Annotated in this window: 15 protein-coding genes and 2 tRNA genes; 5 read left to right on the forward strand and 12 right to left on the reverse strand. The window is 43.2% G+C overall.

From position 1 onward, the window contains the following. Positions 1 to 77: 77 nt before the first annotated feature. The 5 genes from SVI_RS11330 to dnaQ form a co-directional block, all read right to left on the reverse strand. Positions 78 to 1,967 carry a cation:proton antiporter gene (locus SVI_RS11330; RefSeq protein WP_013051657.1) on the reverse strand — a complete coding sequence of 630 codons (1,890 nt, stop codon included), beginning with the start codon at positions 1,965 to 1,967 and terminating at the stop codon, positions 78 to 80. 928 nt (positions 1,968 to 2,895) lie between these two features. Beyond that, a tRNA-Asp gene (locus SVI_RS11335) sits at positions 2,896 to 2,972 on the reverse strand. A gap of 67 nt (positions 2,973 to 3,039) precedes the next feature. Beyond that, a tRNA-Asp gene (locus tag SVI_RS11340) sits at positions 3,040 to 3,116 on the reverse strand. 128 nt (positions 3,117 to 3,244) lie between these two features. After that, positions 3,245 to 4,573, reverse strand: a complete 1,329-nt coding sequence (locus tag SVI_RS11345; protein ID WP_013051658.1) for a TIGR03503 family protein — start codon at positions 4,571 to 4,573, stop codon at positions 3,245 to 3,247. A gap of 149 nt (positions 4,574 to 4,722) precedes the next feature. Continuing rightward, the gene (gene dnaQ, locus SVI_RS11350) at positions 4,723 to 5,451 is read right to left on the reverse strand and encodes a DNA polymerase III subunit epsilon (protein ID WP_013051659.1); all 729 of its coding nucleotides are present in this window, start codon (positions 5,449 to 5,451) and stop codon (positions 4,723 to 4,725) included. A gap of 67 nt (positions 5,452 to 5,518) precedes the next feature. Between dnaQ and rnhA the strand changes: the two genes are divergently transcribed. Continuing rightward, positions 5,519 to 5,983, forward strand: a complete 465-nt coding sequence (gene rnhA, locus SVI_RS11355; RefSeq protein ID WP_013051660.1) for a ribonuclease HI — start codon at positions 5,519 to 5,521, stop codon at positions 5,981 to 5,983. A gap of 15 nt (positions 5,984 to 5,998) precedes the next feature. On the opposite strand, the gene SVI_RS11360 is transcribed toward rnhA, so the two are convergent. Beyond that, entirely contained in the window at positions 5,999 to 6,895 is an 897-nt protein-coding gene (locus tag SVI_RS11360; RefSeq protein ID WP_013051661.1) for a LysR substrate-binding domain-containing protein, read from the reverse strand. 10 nt (positions 6,896 to 6,905) lie between these two features. Beyond that, positions 6,906 to 7,646: a class I SAM-dependent methyltransferase gene (locus SVI_RS11365; RefSeq protein WP_013051662.1), complete on the reverse strand. Its 741-nt coding sequence runs from the start codon at positions 7,644 to 7,646 to the stop codon at positions 6,906 to 6,908. Positions 7,647 to 7,828: 182 nt separating this feature from the next. Between SVI_RS11365 and gloB the strand changes: the two genes are divergently transcribed. Then, a complete protein-coding gene (gene gloB, locus SVI_RS11370; RefSeq protein WP_013051663.1) occupies positions 7,829 to 8,638 on the forward strand; it encodes a hydroxyacylglutathione hydrolase in 810 nt (269 codons plus the stop codon). Between the two features lie 80 nt (positions 8,639 to 8,718). Next, positions 8,719 to 10,296: a lytic transglycosylase gene (locus SVI_RS11375; RefSeq protein WP_013051664.1), complete on the forward strand. Its 1,578-nt coding sequence runs from the start codon at positions 8,719 to 8,721 to the stop codon at positions 10,294 to 10,296. An 87-nt stretch (positions 10,297 to 10,383) separates the two neighbouring features. Here SVI_RS11375 and SVI_RS11380 read toward each other — a convergent pair whose 3' ends face one another. Both SVI_RS11380 and SVI_RS11385 read right to left on the reverse strand, forming a co-directional pair. Beyond that, positions 10,384 to 10,965 (reverse strand): BsuPI-related putative proteinase inhibitor, encoded by a 582-nt coding sequence (locus SVI_RS11380; RefSeq protein WP_013051665.1) that lies wholly within the window; start codon positions 10,963 to 10,965, stop codon positions 10,384 to 10,386. Continuing rightward, on the reverse strand, positions 10,965 to 12,797 hold the full coding sequence (locus tag SVI_RS11385) for an AsmA family protein (RefSeq protein WP_041419893.1): 1,833 nt from the start codon (positions 12,795 to 12,797) through the stop codon (positions 10,965 to 10,967). Before SVI_RS11385 ends, SVI_RS11380 begins: the two co-directional genes overlap by 1 nt. Positions 12,798 to 13,564: 767 nt before the next feature. Here SVI_RS11385 and SVI_RS11390 point away from each other — a divergent pair. Then, complete coding sequence (locus SVI_RS11390) at positions 13,565 to 13,888, forward strand: hypothetical protein (protein ID WP_013051668.1); 324 nt, start codon at positions 13,565 to 13,567, stop codon at positions 13,886 to 13,888. A gap of 64 nt (positions 13,889 to 13,952) precedes the next feature. Here SVI_RS11390 and SVI_RS11395 read toward each other — a convergent pair whose 3' ends face one another. The 3 genes from SVI_RS11395 to msrP all read right to left on the reverse strand — a co-directional run bounded on the left by SVI_RS11395 (position 13,953) and on the right by msrP (position 17,515). Further along, positions 13,953 to 15,599 (reverse strand): methyl-accepting chemotaxis protein, encoded by a 1,647-nt coding sequence (locus tag SVI_RS11395; RefSeq protein ID WP_049791082.1) that lies wholly within the window; start codon positions 15,597 to 15,599, stop codon positions 13,953 to 13,955. Between the two features lie 197 nt (positions 15,600 to 15,796). Next, positions 15,797 to 16,429 carry a protein-methionine-sulfoxide reductase heme-binding subunit MsrQ gene (gene msrQ / locus SVI_RS11400; RefSeq protein ID WP_013051671.1) on the reverse strand — a complete coding sequence of 211 codons (633 nt, stop codon included), beginning with the start codon at positions 16,427 to 16,429 and terminating at the stop codon, positions 15,797 to 15,799. A 63-nt stretch (positions 16,430 to 16,492) separates the two neighbouring features. Next, positions 16,493 to 17,515, reverse strand: coding sequence for a protein-methionine-sulfoxide reductase catalytic subunit MsrP (gene msrP / locus SVI_RS11405; RefSeq protein WP_013051672.1), 1,023 nt, complete (start codon positions 17,513 to 17,515; stop codon positions 16,493 to 16,495). A 554-nt stretch (positions 17,516 to 18,069) separates the two neighbouring features. On the opposite strand from msrP, the gene rmuC reads away from it, so the two are divergent. Then, complete coding sequence (gene rmuC, locus SVI_RS11410; protein WP_013051675.1) at positions 18,070 to 19,581, forward strand: DNA recombination protein RmuC; 1,512 nt, start codon at positions 18,070 to 18,072, stop codon at positions 19,579 to 19,581. The last annotated feature ends 38 nt before the right edge of the window (positions 19,582 to 19,619 follow it).

Genomic DNA, 19,619 nt, shown 5'->3' on the forward strand with positions numbered 1-19,619 from the left:
ATTGATGCAATAAAAAAGAAGGAGGCTAACGCCTCCTTCTTTTTTATCTCTTAGGGGCTATTTATATCCCCCTTGACTCAAACTTTCACATTATCATCGAGAGCCGGTTCACTTTCAGATGTCTCCAGAGCAAGCTGTTCAGCGGCTTTACTTGCTAGCAATAGAGAATGCTCTTTTGCCAATTGCTGGGCCTCTATGGGTAACAAACTAATTAACTCTATGCCACTCGCCAATTTATCCGCCGAGCCCGTGAAGATGTTCAACTTACCCGCCTTAATGTACACCAAGGGCATGGCAGACTCTCCATATCGGGCCAGGAAATTATCGAAACTGAAGCTGTCGGTGATGTTGGTACTTTTTATCAAGGCACCTTTGGACATTAAACTGGCGAGTTTCGCATAGGATACGGACTCACCAAATAGGCATAAACGCGCTAAATATGACTCAGACATCTGATGTCTGGCACTCGTCCCTTCGTTGTTGTTCAGCCCATATACCTTGCTCTTCCCCAGCAAATCTTGATAATGAAAACTGACCAAGGGATTAAGCTGACGATAGGGAGAGACGACCAATAAACGCCCTATGCCTGTCATATCGAGAAAGTTACTGGCATGCTCGGATGTTGGATTGCCAAAATACACGGGAATATTGTCCATTCTGGCTAAACGAATATTGTCCCAGTTATTATCAGCCAAGGTCACTTTGATATTTTTAGACTTAAGGACCTTTGCCAGTTCTCTGGAAAAAACCGAGGCGCCGAAAATAAGCAGGCCCTGTGAAGATCCCGCACTCACATTTAAATATTTAGCCCAGGCACCGGCCGTTAAACTTTGTACAACCACAGTGCCTATGATGATTAAGAAGACCAAAGGTACGATAAGTTCTGCACCTGGGACGCCTAATATTTCAAGTTTTATGGCAAAAAGAGACGATACCGCAGCAGCAACTATGCCCCTAGGCGCCATCCAACTGAGAAACCATTTATCATTACGCCTCAGTGTTGTCCCAATCCCACAGGTCCAGACACTTAACGGTCTGGCGATAAACATCACCACAGCTAATAATGCCAGCCCTTGCCAGCCAAGATTAAGCAATGCATCAGAGTCGAGACGGGCCGCTAATATGATAAACAATACCGAGATGAGCAGTACCGTTAACGTTTCCTTAAATTCGATGATATCTGATATATCGATACCGCGCATATTGGCAAGCACTATCCCCATCACAGTCACGGTTAATAGTCCCGACTCTTCCTGTATCAGGTTCGAAACGACGAATACCCCCAACATGATGGTCAAGACGCCAGCATTCTTCAGATAATGAGGTAACAGATGCTTCTTGATGATGAGGCCCATCAGGTAGCCTGTGAGCGCCCCTAAACCTACTCCAATGCCTAACATGTATCCTAAGGCATGTAACACATGCACGGTTGGGTCTGCTGCGACTGCTATGTATTCAAACACCAGCACTGCAAGCAAGGCACCAATGGGGTCAATAACAATACCCTCCCAGCGTAGAATACTAGCGAGTTCTGATTTAGGCCTGATACTTCTGAGCATAGGTACTATCACAGTGGGTCCTGTTACGACTACCAGAGCGCCAAACAATAACGACATTTCCCATTTAAAATCCATCAAGAAATGGGTTGCCGTAGTGATGCAAGCCCAAGTGATCAAGGTGCCTAAGGTGACAAGGTTAGTCACCATACGACCATGACCTTTGATCTCTTTGAAGTTAAGCGTCAGTGCCCCTTCAAATAATATGACCGCCACACCCAAAGAAATAATAGGAAATAGCAGATCGCCAAAGATGGCATCAGGATCAAGTATATTGAGACCTGGTCCCATCAAGAGCCCACAGATTAAGAGAGGTAAAATAGCGGGTAAGCGTAACTTCCATCCTATCCACTGACAAAAGAGTGAAAGCACCCCTAATAAACCTAGCATGGCAGTGATCTGCTCAACCATATATATATACCCTTTAATAGTGTTACCAGTATAGATAACAAGAATCCTTATGTTGCCCCAATATAGGCCAATCATTGTATTCAAAGTGATTAACTTCAAACCTAACCGGAGATTGTATCTAAAAAAGCAGTTAAAAAACCTGATCAACTCCATATTAATGAATGAGAACATCATGTTTTACTTAAAGTTAATGGCTTGATTTAAGTCCCAGGCACAAAAAAGCCCTCGTCTTTCGACAAGGGCTTAGCTATGTGGCACAGCGGACTGGCTGTTATCAAGAGGCGAACCCGCGACCCCCAGCATAACAGGTTATTTTCAGCTTATAAAAAACCAATATCTCCATGCCCAGCTTACCATTGAACATTTCATTTAAGTCTCAGGCACAAAAAAGCCCTCGTCTTTCGACAAGGGCTTAGCTATGTGGCACAGCGGACTGGCTGTTATCAAGAGGCGAACCCGCGATCCTGGGCGTGACAGGTCATTTTCAGCTTATAAAAAACCAATATCTCCATGCCCCGCTTACCATTGATCATTTCATTTAAGTCTCAGGCACAAAAAAGCCCTCGTCTTTCGACAAGGGCTTAGCAATGTGGCACAGCGGACTGGCTGTTATCAAGAGGCGAACCCGCGCCCCCCGGCATAACAGGTTATTTTCAGCTTATAAAGAACCAATATCTCCATGCCCAGCTTACCATTAATCATTTCATTTAAGTCTCAGGCACAAAAAAGCCCTCGTCTTTCGACAAGGGCTTAGCAATGTGGCACAGCGGACTGGCTGTTATCAAGAGGCGAACCCGCGATCCTGGGCGTGACAGGTCATTTTCAGCTTATAATAAACCAATATCTCCATGCCCAGCTTACCATTAATCATTTCATTTAAGTCTCAAGCACAAAAAAGCCCTCGTCTTTCGACAAGGGCTTCGTTGTTTGGCGGAGCGGACGGGACTCGAACCCGCGACCCCCGGCGTGACAGGCCGGTATTCTAACCAACTGAACTACCGCTCCTAAACTTATTGCCTTGCGGCTTTAGCTGCTATGTCACTAACAACTAAACTAAATTTAGTAACTTGATTGGCGGAGCGGACGGGACTCGAACCCGCGACCCCCGGCGTGACAGGCCGGTATTCTAACCAACTGAACTACCGCTCCACATCAAGTTGCGGTGATAATACGTAGGCGAGCATTCCGCGTCAATACTTATTTTAAATAGATAAACCGATCAGTTAAAAAAGCAGCAGTTAGATGTAAAACTCGGCTCTTCTTGGATATAAAAACGTCTAACTCGCCTTTTCATCTTCAGGTAAGTCTTCAGGCATGGTCAGATCTATGTCATCAGATGTCGGCACTTGCTCTCTCTCTTCATCTAATCTTTTTTGAGTTGCGGCTAACGCCTCTTTTAAATTGCGTGTTTTACGCCAGATGAGTAAGCCTAATGACCCTAAGAGCAATAGTGATACATTAACCGTTATGATCCAGAACATAGCATCATCTTTGGCCTTCTTCTCAGCAATGACGGCTTTTTTTGCTGCTTTTACGGCTAATTCTTCCGCTGTAGGCGGCGGCTTAGGCGGCTCGATCAAATTAAAGAAACGCTCAGGTAAGGCGAGTACTATCTCTCGCCCGCCTATGGTTGTCGTTACAGCCATCCCTTTAATTCGATAGCTACCGAAATCAGAGACCTCAGGAAGCAAGATCTCTCTCTGGGATGATTCCAATCCATTTATTGTGATAGGCAGTTGCAGCCCGGCAGGACCGACTAATTCAAGATCTAAATGTGTCTCGGATAACTGTACCGCGCTGTCATCAACTTTAACATACAGTTTCCAGCGCCCTTCCAGAGGATTTTCAGGTTCAAGTACATCAATTTCTATTGGAATAGGCGATAACAGGAACTTAAACTGGCTTTCACGTGAGAATACATTGTTGCGTACCTTGACTTGAAAGTTATAGTGGCCCCACGGCTGATTTAAATTGATTTTTCCTGTAAAAATACCGTCATCGGGCCGTTCATCTAACCCTTCGCCGTAGTCTTTGTATGAGCCAACTACCAATGTACCCGCGGCAAAATTTTCATCACCGGGTAGATGTTCACTGATAAAACGAGCGGTCCATTCGACTAAGTAATCCAGCCCAGGCATTCTTAAACGCTGTTCATCACCCAATAGTTGAGCCGTAACTTTCAAACGTTCGCCTTGAAATAAAGGTTGGGGTAAAGGCTCAACCTTAATACCCAATTTGGATATTTTTTGAATCTTAGAGCCTTTAATCACTCTGCCTATGAGCTGCCAGGGGCCTGGCATAGGTTTTTGTATGGTAACGATATCACCGCTTAAACCATCGACCCATTGCACCTCTTCAGGATGTCGACTGGCATACCACTTGCTGCCGTCGGGTAAGACGATGACGACCGGTGAACTGCCATATTGACGTTGAATAAGCAAGGTGAGGCTATCGACCATATGATCGATTCTGAAGCGATTCTTTAATACACTGGCTTCACTCGAAGGCACAACATCGGCCAAGACCCATGTTGAAAGCACAGTGCTTAGCATCAAGACTAGCGCAACCAATGCTTTTGTACTGGAGACAAGATGTTTAACACTCATAAAAGGTGACGTCAGTCCTCATCAAAGGTGATGGTAATTGAAATATCCCATGTCGGGTGATTTTAGTATTTATTATAGAGATATAAAGGAGGAAACGTCCTCTATGTCTATTTTCTATCACTGAGTTCCTGACATTTAATTCCTGACACTTAGTCCCGCCAGGCACATTGTCCGCCTTTAGCCACGATATCGAGTCGCGCTTCGTGCTTAGCTAGTTCATCGGCCGATGCCGAGATCACTTTAAGTTTTGTGCGTTCTTGGCTTAAACGTATGATCCCACCGGCACCTATGCCTCCGGTATCACCAGAGAGATTAAACTTGGTCTGTCCGCCTGTCATCAACAGATAGACATCGGCCAAGATCTCCGCATCTAATAATGCACCGTGGAGTTCACGACGTGAGTTATCTATGCCGTAACGTTTACATAAAGCATCGAGATTATTTTTCTGCCCTGGATGCAGATACTTTGCAATGGCTAAAGTATCTAAAATGCCACAGATATCGGCAGTCTTAGGCCCCTTGGGGCGCAATAAACCAAACTCGTGATCCATGAAGCTGATATCGAACGACGCGTTGTGGGCCACAACCTCGGCACCATCAATAAACTCAATAAAACTCTGTGCTATCTCGGCAAACTTTGGTTTGTTAGCGACATATTCATTACTAATACCGTGGACTTGGATGGCTTCTTCATCGATAAGCTGTTGAGGGTTAATATACTCATGATAATGACGACCGGTCAAACGACGGTTGATCACCTCGACGCAACCTATTTCTATGATTCGATGACCAAGATAGATAGCACCTGCAGCCTGGTTCATACCTGTGGTTTCAGTATCGAGAATAATCTGACGTTTTGCACTAGAAACTATGTTCATAAATTTACTAACACTTCTTAAGTTTTTGGGTATACTCGCCCGATAATCTGTCTATGGTAACAACTTGATGTTAAAACCGCTCTCTATATTTACCGATGGTTCCTGTTTAGGAAACCCAGGCCCCGGAGGTTATGGGGTGGTGATGAAGTACAAATCACAAGTCAAAGAACTCTCAGATGGATTCCTGTTAACCACCAACAACAGAATGGAATTACTGGCACCAATCATCGCATTGGAAGCCTTGAAAGTGCCCTGCAAAATAGTGCTCACGAGTGACAGCCAATATATGCGCCAAGGCATCACTCAGTGGATCCACGGTTGGAAGAAAAAAGGCTGGCTAACAGCCGCTAAACAACCGGTAAAAAATGTCGACCTCTGGAAACGTCTAGATGCAGCCACTGCCTCCCATGAAATCGAGTGGCTCTGGGTTAAAGGTCACGCAGGTCATGTAGAAAACGAACGTTGTGACACCTTAGCCAGAGTGGCTGCCGAAGCTAAGCCGACTCAGGAAGATATTGGTTACCCGGTTTAAGTCAGACCTTAGGTACTAAATAGACAGTTTATTAAACTTGCTGCAGAAGCCGATAAATGCATTACACAAGGGTGTAAATTTTCGGCTTTTATGGTGAATGCGATAAAACTGTCTGGTTAACACCAATCCTTCAACCTCGATAACTGCCAGCTCTTTGCGACTCAGCTCTTTTTCCAGGGTCAACTCAGATAACACGGCCAGGCCGGCCCCCTGCTTAACCGCTTGTTTTATCGCGTCCGGCGTACTGAAGCTGAACCTTTCTATGGGCTGCATATCCAGAGCATTGGCCGCACTGATAAAATAATCTCGGGTGCCTGACCCCTCTTCCCTCATCACCCAAGGTTGTCCCCGTAACTCGATGGGTTTCACCCGTTTCCCCGCCAAGGGATGCGCCGAATGACAAAAAACCAGCAAGTTATCCTTATGCCAGGCCTCAACTTTAATTCGACTGTCCAGGCACTGCCCCTCGATAAATCCAACTTCAGTTCGAAACTCTAATACCGATTTTATGACGGCTTGAGTATTATCGATATCCAGATCGACAAAAGCGCTGGTATGTTGCTGACAAAAAGCCACCGCACTTTTGGCCATCAAGTGATTACCAATGGTGGAGCTAGCGCTGACATTTAACGTGCCACTGAGTTCACCTTCGGAAGAAGAAAACAACAGTTCTATCTGCTCCACCTTTTGCAACGCCTCGGTAGCCAATGGCAGCAAGAGACTCCCCTGAGAATTCAACCTTAATCGGTTGCCGACCCGCTCAAATAATCTGGCATCCAATTGTTTCTCTAATTCAGATAAGGCCATAGAGGTCGCCGGAGCCGATAAGTTCATCATATCTGCCGCTCTGGCCACTTGACCACTGCGGGCAACCGCTTCAAAAATTGATAATTGTTTTAGTGTTATTCGCATTTAAATTCTTTTACTTGTGTTCACTGGTGTCGTTTTTAAAAGAGGTTCTTCCCGCCGTCGGTGCCTGAGCCCAATTAGGCTGACGCACTTTCTGCCTTTCATGTATTGGTGTCAATGGCGTTTCTAACTTACGAGCCACAATCAGATAAACACTACCGGTTCCGGGTAACCAAGCCTTTAGTGCATTTTGCCAGATACTTTCTGAGCGCATTTCACTGAGCAGATGATGGTGAATGATGCGCTCATCGGCTACCACTTGATAACCCAGTAGTCCCAGCCAATCTTTGACTCTGGATGGGGTAAAGAATCGACCACACCAGGGGAGTTTATCTTGATATTTAGGTAAGGCTTTACCGATAAAAGCCGGGCTCAAGGGGTTAAAGCCCACAATAAACAGGTAACCACCGGATATTAGCACCCTGTCTGTTTCACGCAGTAGCTTATAAGGGTCATGCTCAAATTCGAGCAACATGTTCATGACGACGGCATCGATAACCCCATTCTGTATCGGCAGCGCATTAAAGTCCGCGCGTAAAGAAGCACCATCACCATCGAACAGAGAAAATTGGCGACCAATAGGCAAACCTGGCATATTCAGTTCAGCGCTTAGAGGGCCTAAACTTAACATATGGTAGCCAAATACTTTTGGCCACCATGATTCAAGCTCTTGCTCTACACTTGCCTTAATTTGGGCTCCATTAGGCAATTGCGACCATGATCTAGGTACCAATACCTTAGTGTCATTAAACAAGCAGTGCTCCCTTCGATTATGCAGCGACTCTGGCTAATATACCTAGCTAAAGTGCAGTGGTATAATTATAGGGTGATTAATACCATTAAAACGTTAATCTGTGATGTACGCAATCAATTTACTTGGTTAACTGAACCTGCATCTCCAATATAAAAATTACCGCCAGATAAGATGAGACACATATGCAAGCAATTGAATCTTCGAAATTAAAGATCACCGCATTACCCGCATTCAATGATAATTATATCTGGATAATTGCACAAGATGGCAATCAATCAGTATACGTAGTCGATCCTGGCGATGCTCAAGTCGTTATCGATTTTCTCAATATCAAGCAATTACAACTCGCCGGTATATTGATAACACATCACCACCATGATCACACTGGTGGGATAGCGAAACTCTTAGCATATGCAGGACACAAGATTGAAGTATATGGACCTGATAATGAGGAGATAGATAATTTACTCAATCCCATCTCGACCCAAAGTTCGATTCAATGCCAAATCACCCTTAAACGCTTTAATCTAAGTGTAGATATCATTGCTTTACCGGGACATACATTAGGTCACATTGGCTATCTGATTGCCGGTGAGCTTTTTTGTGGTGATACCCTGTTCAGCGGAGGATGTGGCAGACTCTTCGAAGGAACGCCTCAACAGATGCATGCCTCTTTAATGGCCTTATCCCAGCTTCCTAGTGAGACCCGAGTCTATTGCGCCCACGAATATACTTTAGCTAATCTAGATTTTGCCCTGTCGGTAGAGCCGACGAATCCCGAGCTACTCCGATACCATGAACTTTGTCAGGATAAACGCGCGAAACAAGTAGCAACTATTCCAAGCAGTATAGGTACCGAACGTAACATCAACCCCTTTCTGCGTTGCAATACAGGTACGATTAAGGCCTCAGTTAATCAACATTTCATGAAAAATGTGTCTGATCCTGTGGACACTTTTGCACTTTTAAGGCAATGGAAAGACAATTTCTAATAAACAGATTACAATGTGGCGCTAAATAAGTCCCCTTTCGAGTTTTAACATAGAGGGACAGAATCAAGGAAATTTTTTCGATGCGCATACAAAACCTTATCCTCGCTGGGAGTATGATCCTAATTTTAGGCTGCCAGTCATTCGACGAATCAGCCTCTGAAGCACACCATACTCAAACCAGCAGCATTTCAACTGGCACAATAAAAACCAGCACAGTTCAGACTATTATCCCGCCTAAAGATATCGTTAAAGCAAAAATTAACGTTGCGGAAGTTACCGACGTCTGGCAGAGAATTCGTCTGAATTTATCATTCGATGTGCCAGAGCAGAAGTTAATTAAGCAATATCGTGACTGGTACATCAAGCACCCGCAACATCTAGAAAAAGTATCGGAACGTGCAGCCCCTTACCTCTATTTGATCGTCGAAGAGGTTGAGAAACGTGATCTTCCTATCGAACTCGCCCTTCTTCCCATCATTGAGAGTGCATTTGATCCTACAGCCTACTCTAACAGCGCCGCATCGGGATTCTGGCAATTCACTTCCCCTATGGCGAAGTATTTTGGCCTACAAATTAACGACTGGTATGACGGACGCAGAGATGTACCCGCAGCAACCACTGCCGCCTTAGATATGCTCGAATACCTGTATAAGAAGACTGGTGGCAACTGGCTTTATGCTATCGCGGCATATAATACAGGTGAAGGACGTGTGATAAATGCCGTTAAAAATAATAAACGTAAAGGAAAGCCTACCGACTTTTGGTCATTAACCCTGCCAACAGAGACACAGCGTTATGTACCTCAACTACTGGCACTTGCAGATGTCATCAAGCACGCCGACAAATACGGCATAAAGCTTCACCCGATAAATAATAAGCCCCAAATTCAAGTCATAGATGTGGGAGAGCAGTTCGATCTATCCCTCGCTGCAGGCTTCGCTGGTATGACGACATCAGAACTGCGTAAAATAAACCCAGGCTATGATCACTGGCTAACCCCGCCAAACGGCCCTCATACCTTAGTGCTCCCGGTCGATAGAGTGCCCACATTCAATCTTGCATTGGCCAATATCCATGCAGATGACAAATTGAATAAGGAGCGCTATCAGATTAGATCTGGGGATAGCCTAGGACTTATCGCTCAAAAGTACCACACGACACCATCGGCTTTACGTGCTGCAAACGCACTTAAGGGCAACACCATCATAACTGGGCGCTATCTGGTCATTCCTGTCCCGGTGAGAAATCAGGATAAAGATGCGTTAAGTCTGAAACAGAGGCTCAAATCCAAGCAGAATAAGAGTCCTGATAGCGAGAAAATTGACTATATTGTGAAATCTGGAGACTCACTTTGGAAGCTGGCTAAATCACATAAGGTCACAATAGCTCAGTTGGCTAAATGGAACCATATGTCTGTTAAAGATAGCTTGAAGATTGGACAAAAACTAACAATATGGACAGCTAATACACATGTAAGTGACGTGACTCGTAAGCTCAATTATACGGTGCGCAGTGGGGACTCTCTGGGACATATAGCTGCAAAATTTAACGTCAGCGTCAAGGATCTTATCCGCTGGAATACCCTAGGGAAACATAAGTATATTCAACCGGGTCAAAAACTGAAGCTGTATCTTGATATGAAGAAGATCAAAGCCTGATATTAATCCTCCCTAAGTATTCTCACCGGCTAAAAAAAATGCCAAGTCCTGTAAAAGGACTTGGCATTTTTCGATTATAATCACCAGCTAGTTTATGTATCCATCCAAAGACACATGCACATTCCCCATAGCCACTTTAGTCGACTCTGTTGCATGACCGGCATAGATAGCGACTAAGCTATAGCCTTTGCCCTTGATTTTAGCAAGCACCTCTTTAGACAGCTTGAACCTCACCGGAGTCATTTCCCCAGACGGAATGACCACATCACGTATCGCCTGAGTGAACATCATAGAATCCGACCAGGCCCATATCTTGTTACCCTGAGGGTCCAACAGATGCAGGTCTGCAGTCATACCCGACCGATACTGAATTGGCACACCATAAGATTGCTTATTAGTGATAATGAGTGACACAGTAAAATCCGTTTTCATTGTGATTTGTAACTGTCCGGATAACACGCCTTTATCCATCTTGGCCTCCACAGTTTCAACATTTTTAGCCAATTTATAGGACTTCGAATATTTTAATTCAGATACATGGATTCTAGCGCCCTCCACTTCAGCGACTTGTTGGAGTTTAACTTGAGTGGGCTCGACCCCTTGGGATACTTTTTGAGAACAGCCAGATAGGGCAATAAAACCCACTGAAACATAGAGAAATTTATTCATTAAAAACCACCTAGCCTCTTTAGCAGACTGTCCTTAAGCTTATCTTGCACCTTCTCTACCTCTTGTTTTAACTTAGCGTCAAACAGTCCCGCTGTATCTAAAGAAAATTTGGGCTCCGACATGGTACCTGTGATTAGGAAGGGAATTTCAATACCATAGAGTAGATCTTGGCCTCCACCGCCTTGTCCCTCTAGGCTTCCAACTACAGCTGTGGTTAATTGGTAATCCAGTGCTTCGGAGATGATGTTGGCAGTACCCGCCCCCGACAACCTGATTAACGGCGAGGACATCAGCAGATCCGGATTAGATGCCAGTCCCTTGACCACCGAAAATGATCCAGTTAATGAGGTAAAATCAGTCTTCTTTTCAGTCGAAGTCACAGATGATGAATCACCACTGAGTTTTGCTTGAGCCTGTCTGATCATTTGTGGAATATTCACTCCGTATAGGGCTCCATCCGCAATTTCAAACTGACCTTTAGCCGCAAGATTCTTCTTAATATTATCGGCAAGAAGACTTCTTCCTTTGCCTTTAACATTGAAGTTAGCCGTTCCCGCCAGCAGATCGACATCCGCAGCATCTTTCAAGAGTTCGCGGATTTGAACGCCTGTAAACGATTTTTCAAAACTGTAGTTCGGCACAGCTTGACGACCATCGAGACGGGCTGTAACGGCCAGCTTTCCGCCATAGAGATTGGCATTGAGCCGCTTAAGATTGAGAATGCCATTCTCTAGTGTCAGATCCATCACCCAATTACTGGTTTTGATATTGGAAGCTTTAATGGATTTAGCCGTTAAGTTTAAAGTGAGTTCTAAAGACTTCATCGCACTTAGATCAGGTTCACTCTGAGGCGTTTCAGGCTGAGTCTTGTCCTTGGTCTTATCCTTGTCTGCTTTATCTGTTTGTGGCAGTAATTTATCAAGATCTATATCGCCAAAATCCAAGTTAGCAATGATGTGAGGTACTTTATGACCATAGGCTATGTCCAATTTCCCTTTAGCCTCTATATCCCCTGCATTTAATTTATCCAATAGGAGATGAACTTGCTTGGTCTCTAGCAAGATTTCAACCTGTGTTAGAAGTGTGATATCTAACTTCTTGTTGGGTATTGTCTCACCGGCTATTGCATTGGTTATCTTAAAATCTTTGACCTGAATGTTGGCCATATTTTGAGACAGCTTGATTGAGCCTTGACCTAGACTCATTAGCTTTATATCAGGCATTTCGGCACTGAAGCGATACTCAAGAGTGGCAAACTCCCCCAGTGAGAATTTTCCCAGGGTTAAATTATCCAGGCTAAATACTTGTTCGGTCCCGGCTTGTTTATCTGAGATGCGAATTTGCGTATTGGTGACTGAGACACCGCCGATATCCAGACTCGATAAACTGGCAGATGAAACCGCAGGCTTATCGAGTTGAACCGATTGCTCTGCAGTAGACTGACTCTGGAAACCATCAAAGCTGGACCGCCCATCTTTGCGAGTTTCTAGATTGATGACTAAGCCATCCAGGTTCAGTTGAGCTATTTCAACTTGTTTGCGAAATAAGGGTAATAACTCAACTTCTGCTACTATCTTTTTTACCTCTAACATAGATGCATTATCGAATCCCTTAGGATTTGATAATGAAATATCACCCAGCTCGATACCTATGCTAGGAAAGAAGGTCCATGAAAGATCTTTTGCTATGATGAGGTCGCGCCCGGTTTGCTTTTTCACCGCATCGACTATTTCAGGTTTAAAATCATTTGGATCAAAAACCAATGTCAGGTAGGCCGCGAGACTCGCGAACATAAGAAGTAATACAATAAAAAACCATTTAACAATTTTCATAGCAGGTTCCATCCAAATATCTGAGTAGAAATTAAAGCAAGCGTAAGAGGTCGAGTTCGGTATTGGCGATCCCGACGCCGTTTTCATCAGAATATAACATCATACCGAGTGTGTTAATAATGTTATCGACTGAAATCATACAATGGATATGCCCTACAGCTTTCTTTGTCTTTTTATCAGGTTAGTACCAATAAGCTTGATACTTATATGCATCAAGCTTAATGCATATAGCTGGTGAACACGGCATTGATGGCAATAGCCATCCCGGCATTATCAATGTGTGCACCAGCAATTAGACCAGGGATCAGTGTCGATTTATCTAAGCTGCATATTGATGAAGCCTAGCTTTTCCTTACCTTAAGTTCTCAGTTTACTAGGTCCTTCTCTGCTTTAGCCCTGCCTTCAACACATTTAATGACAATACCTGCAAAGCCTTATACATCTACCAACTTGTTCACATCAAAGCCTCAACAACTAGACTCCAACATCTAGGCCTCAACAACTAAGCTTTAACAACTAGATTCCAACATTAATAACAAGCGAATAAATCCTGTAGAAGAGACTTGATCCTATTCTGTTGAAAACATATTTAACGTTTTGTCATTATCTTAATTAGTACAACTTAAGAGTAAGCTGCAATATTTACTCATCACCCCTCTTTATATGTTCAAATTACTTTAAGAGCTGGAATAAAAAGCCTATAATCAAATTCTTACAGGTACATTTAAATCCCTTCTAGTTTACCAATACGAGATAAGTGAAACTTAATGCTTGATAACAAAGACTTACAAGACGCAATCGCAGCTTTAGATGAATATGGTTTCGATAAAAAAAACACCAGCGATTTATCTCAAGCTAGAAATAAACAGCAGATGACTAAATATATTGATTCACTTGATTATAGTTTACGTCGTTTACTCATATTACAAGAAACGATAGAAGAGTCAGTAGCGAAGAAGAAATACCAAATTACCCAACAAGAAAAAATTCAAACATATAAAACTAAAGTCATAAACCTCTCAAGACAATTCAACATATCCTATGATGAAGTCGTGCAAGTCATGATGAATTTAAAAAACCAGACAAATTAATTTGTCTGGTTTTATTGTTTTCTCTTCTTGATGAATTTATTTATGCTTGATCTATATGTCTAAATTAAACTTTAAAGCTAGAGACAAGCTTATCTAATTCTGTCGAGCCGTGTTGGATCTGTTCACTCGTCTCACCAATTTGCACGCTCTTTTGTTGATTTTCCACTGAAATATCATTTATTCGAGTCACGTTCATATTTAATTCGGCAATAACTTCACTCTGTTCTTCCGTTGCCGCGGCAATTTGAATATTCATATCAGAAATCTGTCGAATCGAAGATTTTATGGTATCTAGTGCCCCTACAACTTGTAAGGTTTCTTCTACCGTTTGGCTCGAACGGGTTTTAGCTCTTTCAACCGAATCATTGACACTTTGTATCGATTCTCTAATCGCATCTATGATGCCATTTATCTCTTGGGTAGACTCTTGTGTACGACTCGCCAAGGTTCTTACTTCGTCGGCAACGACTGCAAAACCTCGGCCCGCTTCCCCAGCTCTAGCCGCTTCTATCGCGGCATTAAGAGCCAATAAATTTGTCTGCTCTGCAATGCCCACAATGACATCTAAAATCTGTCCAATTTTACCTGAGCTTACTTGTAATCCCTGAGCGACTTCCGAGGTATTTACTAGCTCTTCGGAAAGTTCCTTGATTTTAACCACTGCATTATCAACAACATTTGTGGTCCTATCGGCTTCGGCATCGGCACAACTGGCACTATCTGCCGCAAGTTGCGCATTAGAGGCTACTTCAGACGCTGCCATCGACATCTCATTAATGGCCGTGGCGACGCTTTCTGTTTCCGTTTGCATGTTACAGGTAACTTCGCTAGCTTCAGTTGAGATACTGGCTAAACCGACCGCTAGCTCACGACTATGGGCCACCGAGTCCAGAACCGATTGTACTAATGTCTGTATCTTAACCACAAAATAATTAAAGTTAGCGGCAACTTCTTTTAGTTCATCGTTGCCAGCCTCCTCGAGTCTCAGGGTGAGGTCCCCCTCCCCCTTAGCAATATTTTCTAGGGCTAAAATGGTTTCTTGCATTGGCCTAGAGATACTCTGAATGATAATCAATAAAATCGCGATAACCGGGAACCAGACCAGGGCCACCACCAAGAGATACGCCAAGGCAAAATCAGTTTTCTGTGCATCGATATCATCGATATACATTCCAGTCCCAACAATCCATCCCCAAGGCCTGAATCGCTTTACCACGCTCATCTTAGGTGCTGGAACCGTAGCATTAGGACGATTCCACATATATTCAATTTTTGCCGAGTCCTGATGTTCGGTTCCGCTTATCATATTCTTAAATAAAGGCACACCATTAACATCATTTATCCCTAACACATTGGTGCCAACCAGTCTTTTCGCAAAGGCATGTTGAACCATCACACCTTGAGTATTGAGGGTGTAGAAATATTCTTTGCCTGCATATCGTAATGTGTCCAGCACCATAATGGCACCGGCCTTAGCCTCATCTTCTGTCATCAGTCCCTGCTGGGACCTTTGATAGTAGTCGCTAATAATTTTCTCACCCACATCGGTCAAGGAAGAGATCTTGGCTTCTTTTTCTGCAACTAACATATTATCAATACTAATAAGCGCGAACAGAAACATAAAAATGGTCGCTAAGATCGATAAACTCAACATAATAAACAGGCGGCTCGAGATTTTTATCTTTCTAAACAGGTTAATAATAGTGTCCATTGTCAATCCTTAAGCTGTGTTAAGCGAGCAGATATGCCTATATAACTTTTGGAGATATTTCACTGTTTGTCAAAGATCCCTCGGGTTTATTTCGAGTTAATGACCTGTACCTCTCATTCTGGTCAATCTCACCGTCAAAATGCGCCATTAATATATTGATCATATCTCTAGTGCCACAAAGCTACAGCATATCCTTATTACTGGCCGTTCAACTTTAGTCTTAATCGAGTGAATGTGTGGGATAAATTTTTACCTATCGTGAGCCTCAAGCTCAATAAACCAATCACGATTAAAATATAGATACCTGGCTCGATAATTTCAGACTTTACTGACCAATAGAAGTGAATGGGTACTAGCATGGCCACCACATAAACCCAGTTATGTAATTTTTGCCAACTCCTGCCCATTTTCTTCTTGATGATTTTATGTGACGTAACCGACAAGGCAATTAAGATAAGGTAAGCCAGAGTCCCGACTAATATGTAGGGACGCTTAAGGATTTCCTCAAATAGGAGTGACCACTCGAACAAGAGATCTAAACTAATAAACGCCAGAATATGCAAGCTGGCATAGGCAAATACATAAAGGCCAATGAGACGACGAGTCTGTATTAATATGCCTTGTTTAAATCGACGAGCCAAGGGGGAGATAGTCAGTAAGACAATTAAGGTATTGAGTGCACCTACGCCTGTATAATGAATAATATACTGCACAGGATCTCCTCCAGCGGCCCCGGACATCACAGAGGTGATCAGATAACAGATGGGCCATAATGCAAACAGATGTATGACGACTTTAAGCCCAAAAAGATGTTTCGATGTTAACCGCATTATTCCTCCCACTTTGTCACTGATTTTTCACCACTCGGCACTAAAGCATATTTTTATTTCTGCCTAAAAATGCCTTTTCAAATCTAATCCCTGATATAAATTTGCCACCTGCTCCCCATAACCGTTGAACATTTGCGTGTTAATTCGCCTAGCAGAAAAAAGCCCGCCCTCGCCTATACGTCTCTCGGTAGCCTGAGACCAACGAGGATGGTCGACATTTGGGTTTACGTTGGCATAGAAACCATACTCATTGGATGCTAGTTGATTCCAGCTAGTCGGCGGCTGTCTATCCATGACTCTGATCCTGACAATGGACTTAATGCTTTTGAAACCGTACTTCCAGGGCACCACCAAACGAATAGGCGCACCATTCTGTGGTGGCAGTGTCTTGCCATATAAACCAAGGGCCAAGAAAGACAGATCATTCATCGCTTCATTAATGGTTAAGCCTTCCACATAAGGATAATGGATCCCGCCCCCCATTAAGCGACTCTTCTGTCCTGGCATCTGCTCAGGATCAAACAAGGTTTCGAAAGCAACATGAGTTGCATTACTCTTGACTCCAGCCTTTTTCAATAAGCTAGCCAGAGGAAATCCCACCCAAGGCACCACCATAGACCAAGCTTCGACGCAGCGAAGACGGTAGGTCCGCTCTTCCAAGGCTATCAAGTGAGTTAAGTCGTCTAAATTTAACCTCAACGGATGTTCAACCTCTCCTTCGATAACCAGTTGCCATGGATCGACATCAAATCCCTGAGAATTTTCAGCAGGGTCCTGTTTGCTGGTACCAAACTCATAGAAATTATTGTGGCTGGTGATTTTACTTTCAGGAGTCAGCCCACCATTTAACACAGAGTCATACTCAATATTTTGTGTGTAGGGTAAATCTGAACGTATAAATTGCTGTGTCTCTTTTTTATCACCGAACAGGTCAAAAATCCCTGCATTAGCATTTGACGATAACAAGGCACCAGCACCCAGAAACCCCATCTGTTTTAAGATTCGCCTACGGTCATTGAATACAGATTCTGGAGTCACATCAGAATCTTTTAACTTGTCCCAAGATGGTTTTTTATGGAAATGCATGCAACGCCCCTTCTATTCTTCTTCCAACATAAGACCGTAAGTGCGTGTACGGTCATTGAATACAGATTCTAGAGTCACATCAGAATCTTTTAACTTGTCCCAAGATGGCTTTTTATGGAAATGCATGCAACGCCCCTTCTATTCTTCTTCCAACATAAGACCGTAAGTGCGTGTACGGTCATTGAATACAGATTCTGGAGTCACATCAGAATCTTTTAACTCCCATGGGGCTTTTTGTCTTATACCTTGAGTAAACTTCATTTATGGGCCTCTTCTGAGTATTAAGCAGTAAAAATCACACACAAGTATTAGACAGGGGAAAGTCACTAAAAATTTCCTTGAATCACAGTAACTCACCTGCAATAAGCTGATTGAACAAATTAACATCATGGAATCGTCTTCCAAGCACTCTTGTATATATCCAACCCAGAAACAACATACTAGCAATATGCGATTAAAAGTTATTCATTTACACGACTTACTACAAGATGTCACTTGAAGATAGTTATCTTGCATGAGAGTCTATTCTCCTCATTCTTTATGGCCACCTTCTTATGCCAACGAATCTACCTGTGTCATTACCCGAAATTATCGTATTGAGCGCGGTCGCTTTTCTCTTTCTGCTCATTGGCGCCTTATTGAACCAACGCTTGACTCGTCAGAAATGGCAAGATGTAAAACATCGACTGATTGAGCAATATCAAGAGCAAATAGATGAGAGTAAAATTGAGATTGGACACAGGGATTCTTTATTATTTGATAAAGAATCACAGTTAGACGCTTTATACGCTAAAGTTGAACACAACCTCAGTGCCCTAGGACAGGCTCAAGCCGAGTCCAATCGTCTGCCCCATTTAGAAAGCCAGCTGCAAGAATCCCAACATAAGTTAATGGAAACCCAACTGGCCCTGTTAAAATCTAATGCCGTGCAACAAACGTTAACCGTTAAATTTGATACCCAACAACAAGCACTAGAAGATAAAGTGTCTGTATTAGAGAATGCAGAAATTCGTTTAAAAACGCAGTTTGAAAACCTCGCCAACAAAATATTCGAAGAACGTAGTGAAAAGCTGCAAAACCAGAACTCTCAACATCTGGATGCTGTGTTAGCCCCTTTTAAACAGCAACTAGAGGGGTTTCGAAAACAAGTTCAAGAATCCTACACCAATGAGCAATCCGAACGCAGTGCATTTAAGCACCAGCTAGAATCACTCAAGGCCCTCAATCAACAGATGAGTCAAGATGCCGTCAACCTTACCAAGGCACTCAAGGGTGACAATAAGCAGCAAGGTAACTGGGGTGAGGTGATTTTAGAGCGTGTACTGCAAGAGAGTGGTTTACGTGAAGGCCATGAGTATGACACGCAAACTGAACTTAAAGATGATGATGGTAAGCGTTTCAAACCCGATGTTATCGTTCATCTACCTGAAAATAAAGATGTCGTTATAGATGCTAAGATGTCATTGGTCGCCTATGAGCGTTATTTCAACAGTGATGATCAAGCCATCAAGACACAAGCACTTAAAGATCATGTCCTCTCAGTTCGGGGACACATCAAGGGCCTGAGTCAAAAAAACTATCAAAAGCTTCATGGACTCACCAGCCTAGATTACGTGCTTATGTTTATCCCCCTAGAGCCTGCATTTTTACTCGCATTAGAACATGACCCTAGCCTAGTGAACTACGCTTTAGAGTTCAATATTATGCTTGTCAGTCCAACCAATCTTTTGGTTGCCCTAAGGACGATAAACAACATTTGGCGCTACGAATATCAGAATCAAAATGCGCAACGTATCGCCAAACAAGCAGGCAAAATATACGATAAATTATGCGGTTATATCGAAGATATGGAAAAGCTTGGTAGAGCCATCGAAACAGCCGAGAAAAGCTATTCCAACGCCATGAGCAAGCTTTCCAGTGGTAAAGGAAACTTGGTCAGACAAGCCCACCAGATGCAACAATTAGGTGTGGATACCAGCAAAAAAATCGATCAACGCCTATTAGATAACGCATTATCTGACTACCCAGCAGTGTCTGAATCCAAAATTAAATTAGTCAGTGAGTAGATGATCTCTTGAAAATATGGATATTAAAGGAAGTAGCA

Origin of the sequence: Shewanella violacea DSS12, from assembly GCF_000091325.1 — a bacterium.
Taxonomy (GTDB): domain Bacteria; phylum Pseudomonadota; class Gammaproteobacteria; order Enterobacterales; family Shewanellaceae; genus Shewanella; species Shewanella violacea.